Annotated in this window: 1 pseudogene; it reads right to left on the bottom strand. The window is 55.6% G+C overall.

Annotated features, from left to right (window positions below):
- Positions 1–82, bottom strand: a pseudogene (locus tag DVK06_RS17675) (PadR family transcriptional regulator); the annotation flags it as partial.
- Positions 83–457 lie beyond the last annotated feature (375 nt).

The raw sequence follows: 457 nt of genomic DNA, 5'->3' as shown, positions 1-457 counted from the left end.
CTTTAATCTCCTGCCCGGACGGGCGCTCTGCGCCGGCAATCACGTACAGCAGGTCGCGCTGGAAGCCAGTCAATTCGAACATTGTAGTCTCGAATCTAAGTATCGCCGCCATCGGGTATTGTTAGCCACCTCTATACTGGACAATTGGGTTCCTTACCGCCGCTGTCGCGAGTTTGCTCCCATTCCGGCGCGAGGACTTTTCTCGAAACCGACGAGATACGTAATCATCTCTGAGACCGAGATAACTCCCTCCCGCTGACGGTCCGTCTCCGAGTAAATATCGCGTGAAGATGAGCTTAATCTCCGTTAGAAACCGGTCCGGTGCCTCCCGGAAACGTCACGATAACAAAGGTCGGTTGTGGTGTACTACGACTCAACCGGGTCGGCTCCCTCTTTCGCATCGCGTGCGGGGACCGCCCCCGAACACGACGATGACAACCCTATCAAAAGACGAGCT

The organism is Halorubrum sp. Atlit-28R (assembly GCF_003665955.1).
In the GTDB taxonomy this organism is placed as follows: Archaea; Halobacteriota; Halobacteria; order Halobacteriales; family Haloferacaceae; genus Halorubrum; species Halorubrum tropicale.
Note: the sequence above shows the minus strand (reverse complement) of the source record. Positions and strands in the feature narration are given on the sequence as shown.